This is a genomic window from Nocardioides sp. NPDC057767 (genome assembly GCF_042798275.1).
In the GTDB taxonomy this organism is placed as follows: domain Bacteria; phylum Actinomycetota; class Actinomycetes; order Propionibacteriales; family Nocardioidaceae; genus Nocardioides.
On the sequence record NZ_JBHVKJ010000100.1, the window covers coordinates 1 to 10,491 of the forward strand.

A 10,491-nucleotide genomic window follows, 5' to 3' on the forward strand; every position below is an offset into this window, starting at 1 on the left:
GGCTCGTCATGACGAGCCGACTCGGCGCTGGTGTCGGTCAGGATGAGCCGACTCGTCGTGTTCTCCTACAGTGGTGCAATGATTTCGATTGCGCGAACCATCGCGCGTCTCCTGATGGGCGTGGCGATGGTGGGCGCAGGGGTGGCGCACCTGACCACCCAGCGACACGAGTTCCGAGCGCAGGTGCCCAGCTGGTTCCCGATCGACGAGGATCTGACCGTGCTCGGCTCAGGCGTCGTCGAGATCGGGCTCGGGCTGGCCTTCCTCGTGCTGCCGAGCAAGCGACGGCTCATCGGCGCGCTGCTCGCCGCGTTCTTCGTGGCGATCTTCCCCGGCAACATCGCGCAGTACGTGGAAGGCGTCGACGCGTTCGGTCTCGACACGGACACCAAGCGGTTGGTCCGGCTGTTCTTCCAGCCTGTGCTCGTTCTCTGGGCCCTGTTCGCCGGGGGCTGGATGAGGCGTTCTCGAGACGACTGAATCGCCTGCTTCTGACATGACTGCCGAGTCGGCGCATCCGACCCCTCTCGCTCGCTTCGCTTCGCGAGGCACGGGGTCAGATGCGCCGACTCGGCGGGCCTGCGGGTCAGTGTGCTGCTGAGGTTGCTCCCGCCCACGTACGCAGGTAGGACTCCGACCCGCGAACGATGTCGTCGATCACGTCCTGGCCGCCGGTGAGGCGGAGGTCCTCGAGGTAGTCCGGAACCATCCCGTAGTGCGCGACGCCGTCGGTGTTGTAGTCCCAGATCCGCTGGCCGGTGACCTGGCGGTCGACCACGGAGTCACCGAGAACGCTCTGGAAGGGGTAGCTGACCCGCGTCTTCGCCGGGCCCGGCGTGCCGCCGAAGCCGTTCATGTCGAAGCCGAACCCGATGCCCGCGCCGTAGCGGTCACGGACGGGAGCGGTGCGGGCGTACTCCGCCAGGAACTGGTCGGTGCTGTGGCCGTAGATCGTCGAGAAGCCACCGAGGGCGTAGAGCCGGTCGAGGTAACGCTCGTCCATCCAGGAGTGGCTGGCGAGGGCGCCGGGGTAGTCGGCCTCCTCGAGGATGTCGAGGGTGCGGTCGGCGGCCTTCGCGCTCATGTGGTCGACCTCGACCATCATGCCGCGCTTGATCAGGCCACGGAGGGCGTACTCACCCAGGGCGGAGAGGCCGTAGGGGTTGCAGACCGTCCCCGACGGGTAGATCGGCGGCTGCGGCAGCCAGGCGAGCTCGGCCGGCCGGTCGACGAGGCGCGGGTTGTTGTCGTGCGGCTGGCCGGGGTCACAGGCCTTCGGTGTCCAGAACGTCCCGGTGGTGAGGAACTGGCCGGCGTTGATCAGCAGCCCGGTGGTGCCCTTGTCGTAGCGGACCCCGCACAGCGCGTTGTCGAACTTGTGGCACAGGAACATCGACGAGACCCCGAGCGACTTCAGCTCGTCGAGCCCCGCGTCGATGTTGGCGCGCGTGCACGAGGGCAGCCGCAGCTTCTGCGAGCAGCCGAACGGCTCGGAGGTCTCCACGCCGAGCACGACGGCGAGCTTGCCGTCCTCGATCACCTCGCGGGCCTGGCCGGCGTCGGTGACGATCCGGTACCAGCCGCGGCCTTCGCCGCCGTACTGCGCGTCGATGAAGGCCTGGGTGTCGTACGCGTCCTCGGCCTGCTTCCGGACGGCGGTCATCTCGTCGCAGGACTGGTGGGTGCCCGGGTTGATCGCGCACAGCGCCTTGTTGCTGGTCAGCTGCACGACGAGCATGCGCTGGCCGGCGCGCCAGGCACGCTCGACCCAGCGGTAGTACATCTGCTGGTGGGTCAGCGAGTCGTAGGCCGGCCAGTCCTTGAACGACGGCCAGCCGGTGGTGTCGTGGAATCCGAGCGGGCTGCCCGAGCGGGTCAGGTTCTCCAGCAGCGCGGTCTCACCCGCGATGCCATGGGAGGGGCAGTCCTTGAGTGCGTCCGCGATCCCGTTCGCCGACCACGCCTTCCCGCAGACCGCCGCGCCGCCGATCCCGTCCTGCATGAACATGTGGCTGTGGGCGTCGATCAGCCCGCGCACGGTGCCGTCCGGAGCGGTGCCTGTGAACGGCTCGCCGGTCACGTTGACCTCGGACTCCGGCGAGGGAAGCCGCCGCTCCACATCGTCACCGGAGGCGGGCGGACCCACCATCGCGACGGTCACCGCGAGGGCGATCACAGCAAGCAGGGACGTACGTCTGATGCGCATGTGGCCTCCCGATGACCAGCGGCGAGTGTACGGGCGTGGGTATCGCAACCTAGCAGTTGCTTGGGTCGCTTGGGGCTTATCCGTGCAGGTCGTCCGCTCTGACACACTGGCGAGCATGACCATCGCGATCATCGGTGCAGGCAACATGGGCGGGGCCGTGCTGGCCGGGCTGCTCGAGGCGGGCCGCTCCCCGCAGAGCGTCATCGTCGTCGAGGCGCGCGAGGAGCAGGCCGCCGCGCTGCGGGAGAAGCACGGCATCCGTACGCTGCCTGCCGCCGAGGCCGTCGCCGAGGCCGACGTCGTGGTGCTGGGCGTGAAGCCCTACGGCGTGGTGCCGGTGCTGGAGTCGATCGCGTCCGCGCTGCGCGAGGGGACCACGGTGGTCTCGCTGGCCGCCGGTGTGCCGACCTCGGCCATGGAGCCCGCCGTCCCGGACGGTGTCTCGGTCGTGCGGGTCATGCCCAACACCCCGGCGCTGGTCGGCGAGGGCATGTCCGCGGTCGCAGGTGGCGCCAAGGCGACGGCCGAGGCCGTCGAGACCGCCGCTGACCTGATGCGGGCTGTCGGCAAGGTCGTCACCGTCCCCGAGTCGCAGATCGACGCGGTCACGGCGATCAGTGGCTCCGGCCCGGCGTACGTCTTCCTGGTCGCCGAGGCCTGGATCGAGGCCGGCGTCCACCTGGGTCTGACCAGAGACGACGCCACCACGCTCGTCATCCAGACGCTGACCGGCTCCGCCAAGCTGCTCGAGAGCGGCACCCACCCCGCGGTCCTCCGCGAGCAGGTCACCTCCCCGGGCGGCACCACCGCCGCCGCGCTGGGCGCACTGGAGCAGAACGGCCTGCGGGCGGCCTTCCTCGAGGCCACCCGCGCCGCCTACGTACGCTCCAAGGAGCTCTCCTAGATCACAGCCCCAGGTGGCGGCTGATGATCAGCTTCTGCACCTCGGTGGTGCCGCCGTAGATGGTCTGGATGCGGCTGTCGATGAACGCCTTGGCGATCGGGTATTCCATCATGTAGCCGTAGCCGCCGTGGATCTGGACGCCCTGGTCGACGAACTTCTTCTGCAGCTCGGTGGTCCACCACTTCGCCATCGAGGCCAGGACGGTGTCGGCGGTGCCGGCATTGAGCTGGGTGACGGCGTCGTTGAGGAACAGGCGGGCGAGGTAGGCCTCGGTGGCCATCTCGGCGAGGGTGAACGCGGTGTTCTGGAAGCGGCCGATCGGGCGGCCGAAGGCCTCGCGGGTGCGGGCGTAGTCGAGGGAGAGCTCGAGGACCTGCTCGACCGCGGCGACGGCGATCGAGGCGACCGAGATGCGCTCCTGCGGCAGCAGGGTCATCAGCGAGATGAAGCCGGAGCCCTCCTCGCCGAGCAGGTTCTCCTTCGGTACGACCACGTCGGTGAAGGAGAGTTCGGCGGTGTCCTGCGCCTTCATGCCGACCTTGTCGAGGTTGCGGCCGCGCTCGAAGCCCTCCATGCCCCGCTCGACGACGAGCAGCGAGATGCCGTGGGCGCCGGCCTCGGGGTTGGTCTTGGCGACCACGATGACGAGGTCGGCGTTGATGCCGTTGGAGATGAACGTCTTCGAGCCGTTGAGGAGGTAGTGGTCCCCCTTGTCGACCGCGGTGGTGCGTACGCCCTGCAGGTCTGAACCCGCGCCCGGCTCGGTCATCGCGACGGCGGTGATGATGTCGCCGGAGACGCAGCCGGGCAGCCAACGTGCCTTCTGCTCCGGGGTGCCGAGGTGGGAGATGTAGGGGACGATGATGTCGGTGTGCACGAAGAAGCCAGGCCCGCTGGCCCCGATCTTCGCCATCTCCTCGTGAAGGACCGAGTTGAACCGGAAGTCCTTGATGCCGGGGCCGCCGTACTCCTCGTCGACGTCGAAGCAGAGCAGCCCGGTGTCGCCGGCCTTCTTCCACAGCTCGCGAGGGACGATGCCGTCCTTCTCCCACTGGTCGTGGAAGGGCACGACCTCCTTCTCGAAGAACGCCTTCGCGGTGGCGCGGAAGTCCTCGTGCTCGGCTTCGTAGATGGTGGGCTTCTGGGGCATGACACTCCTCCGTAGACGTACCCGGTTAATGATGCCTCACCACTGTGACGCAGACCGCATTGTCGTGATGGGCGACGGAGCAACTGTGACAGTAACACTGGCGAAGTGGCAATGGTTTGGTCTACGGTCCCTGACATGACCGAGACGACCGATGAGCTGATGACGATCGATGAGCTGTCGACCGCCACGGGGCTTTCGGTGCGCACCACGCGTTACTACGCGAGCCTCGGGTTGATCCCGGCGCCGATCCGTCGCGGACGGGTGGCCTACTACGGCCCCGAGCACCGTGCTCGGCTCGACCTGGTCAGGGCGCTCCAGGAGCACGGGTTCACGCTGCAGGCGATCGAGCGCTATCTCGCCCGGCTTCCTGCCGACATCACCCGCGAGGACCTCGCGATGCAGCGCGCGATGATCACCTCGTGGGCCACCGAGCCGACCGAGGACATCCAGGCGAGGATCGGGCGTGAGCTGATCGCGCTGGGGCTGCCGCGCGACGCCCTCGCGGCCGCGTACGCAGCCACCTCACGTCTCATGGCCGAGCTCGCTGCCGAGCTCAACGTCATCCTGCGCGACCAGGTCGTCGATCCGTTCCGGCGCACCCACCACAGTCCCGAGGAGGCCAAGCACCTCGAGGAGGTGCTCCCGCGGCTGCGGCAGCTGACCACCGAGGCGATCGTGGTGAGCTTCCAGGACGCGGTGAACCGGACGATCTCCCGCAATCTGTCGTGAGCTTTTGGGCAACACCCTGTTGACTGTGACAGTTTTAGTGTCACAATCGGCGCATGGCTGAAGCATTCATCTATGACCACCTGCGCACGCCGCGCGGGAAGGGTAAGAAGACCGGAGCGCTCCACGAGGTCAAGCCGATCGACCTGGTGGTCGGCCTGATCGATGAGGCTCGCAAGCGCAACCCCAACCTCGACCCGGCGCTGATCGACGACGTCGTCCTGGGCGTCGTCACCCCCGTCGGCGAGCAGGGCGGTGACATCGCCAAGACCGCCGCCATCAAGGCCGGTCTCCCGGAGACGACCGCCGGTGTGCAGCTCAACCGCTTCTGCGCCTCCGGGCTGGAGGCCGTGAACCAGGCCGCCTCCCGCGTACGCGGCGGCTTCGAGGACCTCATCCTCGCCGGGGGTGTCGAGTCGATGAGCAAGGCGCCGATGGGCAGCGACGGCGGCGCCTGGGCGCAGGACCCCGACACCGCGCTCAAGACCGGCTTCGTACCCCAGGGCATCGGCGCCGACCTGATCGCGACCATCGAGGGCTTCAGCCGTGCGGACGTCGACCGCTACGCCGCCCAGTCGCACGCCCGGGCGGCCGCCGCCTGGGAGAACGGCTACTTCAAGGACGCCGTCATCCCGGTCGTGGACCAGAACGGCCTGACCGTGCTCGATCACGACGAGCTGATCCGCCCCGGCACCACCGCCGAGACGCTGGCCGGCCTCAAGCCGTCCTTCCTCCAGCAGGGCCAGGAGGCCGGCTTCGACGACGTCGCGCTGGCCAAGTACCACTGGGTCGAGAAGATCGACCACGTCCACCACGCCGGCAACTCCTCCGGCATCGTCGACGGCTCCGCGTTGATGCTGATCGGCTCCGAGGAGGCGGGCAAGGCCAACGGCCTCACCCCGCGCGCCCGGATCGTCTCGGCCGCGGTGTCCGGCGCCGACCCGACGATCATGCTCACCGGCCCCGCGCCGGCCTCGCGCAAGGCGCTGGCCAAGGCCGGCCTCACCGTCGACGACATCGACCTGTTCGAGATCAACGAGGCGTTCGCCGCCGTCGCGATGCGGTTCATGAAGGACATGGGCATCGACGAGTCGATCACCAACGTCAACGGCGGCGCGATCGCCATGGGCCACCCGCTGGGCGCGACCGGTGCCATCATCCTCGGCACCCTGGTCGACGAGCTCGAGCGTCAGGGCAAGCAGCGCGGCCTCGCCACGCTGTGCGTCGGTGGCGGCATGGGTATCGCGACGATCGTCGAGCTGGTCTGAGCCGGGTGGATGTTCGGCTAGGTATGCAGCCGAACATCCACACCCCTAGCGGAGTTCCATGCGGGAAGTGACGGCTTCCCTGCATACCTAGACGAACATTCCGGCCCGAGCCGGCCCAAACGTGAGGAAGAACAAATGAGCGAGACCGCGGTCCGCTACGACAAGGACGCCGACGGCATCGTCACGCTGACCCTGGACGACCCGAACCAGTCGGCCAACACCATGAACGAGCTGTACAAGACCTCGATGGCGGAGGCCGTCGAGAAGCTGTACGCCGAGGCGGCCAGCGATGAGAACAGCGTCACCGGCGTCGTGATCGCCTCCGCGAAGAAGACCTTCTTCGCCGGTGGTGACCTCAAGAACATGATCCAGGTGCGGCCCGAGAACGGCGCCCAGGTCTTCGAGGAGGTCGAGTCGATCAAGGCCACCCTCCGCAAGCTGGAGACCTTCCCCAAGCCGGTCGTCGCGGCGATCAACGGCGCCGCCCTCGGTGGTGGCCTGGAGATCGCGCTGGCCTGTCAGCACCGGATCGCGCTGGACGCCCGCTACGACATCGGTCTGCCCGAGGTCTCCCTCGGTCTGCTGCCCGGTGGCGGCGGCGTCACCCGTGTCGTCCGTCTGCTGGGCATCATGACCGGCCTGATGGACGTCCTCGGCCAGGGCACGAAGTTCAAGCCCGCCGCTGCCCTCGAGAAGGGCCTGATCCACGAGCTGGTCTCCTCCCCCGATGAGCTCGTGCCCGCCGCGAAGGCGTGGATCAAGGCCAACCCCGAGGAGATCGCGCAGCCGTGGGACAAGCCGGGCTACAAGATGCCCGGTGGCAAGCCGACCTCCCCGGCTCTCGCCGGTTTCCTGCCGGCGTTCCCGCCGATCCTGCGCAAGCAGCTCAAGCAGTCCGACATGCGCGCGCCGAAGGCGATCCTGTCGGCCGCGGTCGAGGGTGCGATGGTCGACTTCGACACCGCCACCCGGATCGAGTCGCGCTACTTCGTCTCGCTGGTCACCGGCCAGCAGTCGAAGAACATGATCCAGGCGTTCTTCTTCGACCTCGGCGCCATCGGCGCCGGCACGCTGCGTCCTGACGGCGTCGAGAAGTTCACCGCGACGAAGGTCGGCGTGCTCGGTGCCGGGATGATGGGCGCTGGCATCGCGTACTCCTTCGCTCGTGCGGGTGCGGAGGTCGTCCTCAAGGACGTCGCCATCGAGTCGGCCGAGCGCGGGAAGGCCTACACCGCCAAGCTCAACGAGAAGGCGGTCTCGCGCGGCAAGCTGACCCAGGAGAAGGCCGACGAGATCCTCAACCGGATCACCCCGACGGTCGCCCCGGAGGACTTCGCCGGTGTCGACGTCGTCGTCGAGGCGGTCTTCGAGGACGTCGCACTGAAGCAGAAGGTGTTCAGCGAGATCGCCCCGTTCGTCAACGAGGACGCGGTGCTCTGCTCCAACACCTCGACGCTGCCGATCACCGAGCTGGCCAAGGGGATCGACCGCCCGGCCGACTTCATCGGTCTGCACTTCTTCTCGCCCGTCGACAAGATGCCGCTGGTCGAGATCATCCGCGGTGCCGAGACCGACGACGTCGCGCTGGCCAAGGCCTACGACATCGTCCAGCAGATCAAGAAGACCCCGATCGTCGTCAACGACAGCCGTGGCTTCTACACCTCGCGCGTCATCGGCACCCAGATCCAGGAGGGTCTGGAGCTGCTCGCCGAGGGCTTCGCGCCCTACTCGCTCGAGCGCGCCGCGACCCAGGCCGGGTTCCCGGTCGGGCCGCTGCAGATCGCCGACGAGCTCAACCACGAGCTCATGGTCAAGATCGCTCGTACGACGCGGGAGGCGGCCGGCGTCGAGGAGCCGACCACCACGGAGCGGGTGCTCAACCCGCTCATCGAGGCGGGTCGCTCCGGCAAGCTCAAGGGTGCCGGGTTCTACGACTACGCAGACGGCAAGCGCGGCTCGATCTGGGCCGACCTGGGGAGCGTGTTCCCGGTCGCCGAGGAGCAGATCCCGATCCGGGACGCCGAGGAGCGGATGCTCTTCATCGAGGCCCTGGAGACGGCGAAGTGCTTCGAGGAGGGCGTCATCACCTCGGCCGCGCACGCCAACATCGGCTCCATCTTCGGCATCGGCTTCCCGCCGCAGACCGGTGGTGCGGCGCAGTTCATCACCGGCTACGAGGCAGCCGACGGCTCGATCGGCATCGAGGCGTTCCTGGCTCGTGCCGACGAGCTGGCCGAGAAGTACGGCGAGCGGTTCCGCCCGACGCAGTACCTCCGCGACCTCGCGGCGAAGGGTGAGGGCTTCCCGGCCTGATCAGCCCCGCCTGACACCGAGAAGTCACGTACGCGGATCGAGCCGGCACCACGGTGCCGGCTCGATCCTCTCGTGATCGCCTGTGTCGGGTAGGTCGCCGAAAAGCCTGTCCACCGCCCGATCAGCGGAGTTAGGGTCAATGGTCGCCGACGATCGGGCGCCTGCGCGGCGCTGTGCGCGCTCGGAGGGAGCGTGCCGGATCGGAGGAGATGATGACGGTGGGCAGTGCACGAAGATGGCGAGCCGTGGCGGCAGGCGCCGCCATGGCGCTCGGGCTGGCGGTCATGGCTCCGGCCGAAGCCAAGGACGGCCCCAAGGGCGGAGCGACCGTCGAGATCTCGGTGCTGCAGTACTCCGACTGGCACGGTGCGATCAGCACCGCACCGCAGTTCGCGGCGCTGCTGGACCAGGAGCGTGCCGCACACCCGAACTCGCTGCTGCTGACGGGTGGTGACGACTTCGGTGGCACCGAGCCGGTCTCGAGCCTCAACGACGACATCCCGGCGATCGAGGTGCAGAACGCGTTCGGCCTCGATGCCGGCGGCATCGGCAACCACAACTTCGACGGCGGCATCCAGAACTTCCAGGAGAAGATCGACCTGGCCGACTACCCCTACCTCAGCGCCAACCTGGCCGGGGTCGAGGACAACCTGACCGGCGTGAAGCCGTACGAGATCTTCGAGTTCGCCTCGGACGTGAAGGTCGCCGTCATCGGTTTCACGAACGAGGAGGCACCGACGCTGACCTTCCCGGGCAACCTCGGCACCATCGAGATCACCGACGCCGCGACCGCGCTGATGGCCGCGCGCACGCAGGCGGCCGCAGAGGGCGCCGACATCTTCGTCGCCCTCGGTCACAAGGGCGTCCGTTCCTTCGACGCCGACGGGAACCCGCACGGTGAGCTGATCGACCTGGCCGAGCAGCTGCACGGCTTCGACATGGTGCTGGGCGACCACACCGATGTCGAGTACATCGGTGAGATCAACGGCGCGATCGTCTCCGAGACCGAGTCCCACGGTCACGGCTACAACCGGATCACGCTGGACGTGAAGCCGGGCAGCGGCAAGATCGTGCGCTCGTCGGTCGAGCCGGTGGAGATCGACCCCGAAGGTCCGGCCGACCCCGAGATCGAGGCGCTGGTCGCGCCCTACTACGAGGCGTTGGCGGAGAAGTTCGACGGCGTGATCGGGCGGTCCGGAGGATTCTGGAACCGGGGGTCGGGCAGCTACGAACGGATCGGGGAGGCCGAGCTGGGCAACCTGTTCGCCGATGCGACGCTGGCCAGCGCGCCGAACGCCGACATCGCGCTCACCAACTCCGGCGGCATCCGCAGCTCGCTGAGTCCGTCGAACTACACGGTGAGCGACCCCACGGTGGACCGCGACGGCAACTTCCCCGACGACGTCGTGGTCGGAGACCTGTTCTCGCTGCACAACTTCGGCAACATCGTCACCACCCAGAATGTCACCGGGTCGCAGCTGCGCGCCGCCCTCGAGCACGGGGTGGGTTCACTGCCGGGTGCCAACGGGGCGTTCCCGCAGATCGCCGGGTTCCAGGTCGTCTTCGACAGCTCGCTGCCAGCCGGTTCGCGGGTGCTCGCCGTGACGCGTGCGGATGGCACCCCGATCGCGGACACCGACACGCTGGTGCTCGCCACCAACAACTTCCTCTCGGCGGGTGGCGACGGCTACGAGATGCTCGCCGACCCCAACGCCACCACGCTGGGTCTGCTGACCTCGGCGCTCGGCGACTTCATCAGCAACGCCGGTCTGGTGACGCCGTACTTCGACTGCCGGGTGGTCGACCAGAACCCGAACGGTGCCGCGGCGCAACGTGCGGTCAACCCCCTGGGCACGTCGGAGACCAGAGAAGACTGCGCCTGACCGGTCCTGACGTGGGAGTCCCGGTGTCACGTGGTGACACC

8 protein-coding genes are annotated in these 10,491 nt (G+C 68.2%); 6 read left to right on the forward strand and 2 right to left on the reverse strand.

From position 1 onward, the window contains the following. The first annotated feature begins 78 nt into the window (after positions 1-78). Positions 79-480 (forward strand): hypothetical protein, encoded by a 402-nt coding sequence (locus ACFVDI_RS27860; RefSeq protein ID WP_378912130.1) that lies wholly within the window; start codon positions 79-81, stop codon positions 478-480. A 106-nt stretch (positions 481-586) separates the two neighbouring features. Here the strand turns inward: ACFVDI_RS27860 and ACFVDI_RS27865 are convergent, their stop codons facing one another. Then, on the reverse strand, positions 587-2,206 hold the full coding sequence (locus ACFVDI_RS27865) for a Coagulation factor 5/8 type domain-containing protein (protein WP_378912131.1): 1,620 nt from the start codon (positions 2,204-2,206) through the stop codon (positions 587-589). 115 nt (positions 2,207-2,321) lie between these two features. Here ACFVDI_RS27865 and proC point away from each other — a divergent pair, with 115 nt between their 5' ends. After that, a complete protein-coding gene (proC, locus tag ACFVDI_RS27870) occupies positions 2,322-3,110 on the forward strand; it encodes a pyrroline-5-carboxylate reductase (RefSeq protein WP_378912132.1) in 789 nt (262 codons plus the stop codon). A 1-nt stretch (position 3,111) separates the two neighbouring features. Here proC and ACFVDI_RS27875 read toward each other — a convergent pair whose 3' ends face one another. After that, positions 3,112-4,260 (reverse strand): acyl-CoA dehydrogenase family protein, encoded by a 1,149-nt coding sequence (locus tag ACFVDI_RS27875; RefSeq protein ID WP_008356058.1) that lies wholly within the window; start codon positions 4,258-4,260, stop codon positions 3,112-3,114. 135 nt (positions 4,261-4,395) lie between these two features. On the opposite strand from ACFVDI_RS27875, the gene ACFVDI_RS27880 reads away from it, so the two are divergent. From ACFVDI_RS27880 to ACFVDI_RS27895, 4 genes are all read left to right on the forward strand, one after another. Beyond that, positions 4,396-4,989, forward strand: a complete 594-nt coding sequence (locus tag ACFVDI_RS27880) for a helix-turn-helix domain-containing protein (protein WP_040754673.1) — start codon at positions 4,396-4,398, stop codon at positions 4,987-4,989. Positions 4,990-5,042: 53 nt separating this feature from the next. After that, entirely contained in the window at positions 5,043-6,254 is a 1,212-nt protein-coding gene (locus tag ACFVDI_RS27885) for an acetyl-CoA C-acetyltransferase (RefSeq protein WP_378912133.1), read from the forward strand. A 135-nt stretch (positions 6,255-6,389) separates the two neighbouring features. Then, the gene (locus ACFVDI_RS27890) at positions 6,390-8,567 is read left to right on the forward strand and encodes a 3-hydroxyacyl-CoA dehydrogenase NAD-binding domain-containing protein (protein WP_378912134.1); all 2,178 of its coding nucleotides are present in this window, start codon (positions 6,390-6,392) and stop codon (positions 8,565-8,567) included. A gap of 245 nt (positions 8,568-8,812) precedes the next feature. After that, on the forward strand, positions 8,813-10,450 hold the full coding sequence (locus ACFVDI_RS27895) for a bifunctional metallophosphatase/5'-nucleotidase (RefSeq protein WP_378912135.1): 1,638 nt from the start codon (positions 8,813-8,815) through the stop codon (positions 10,448-10,450). Positions 10,451-10,491: the final 41 nt, after the last annotated feature.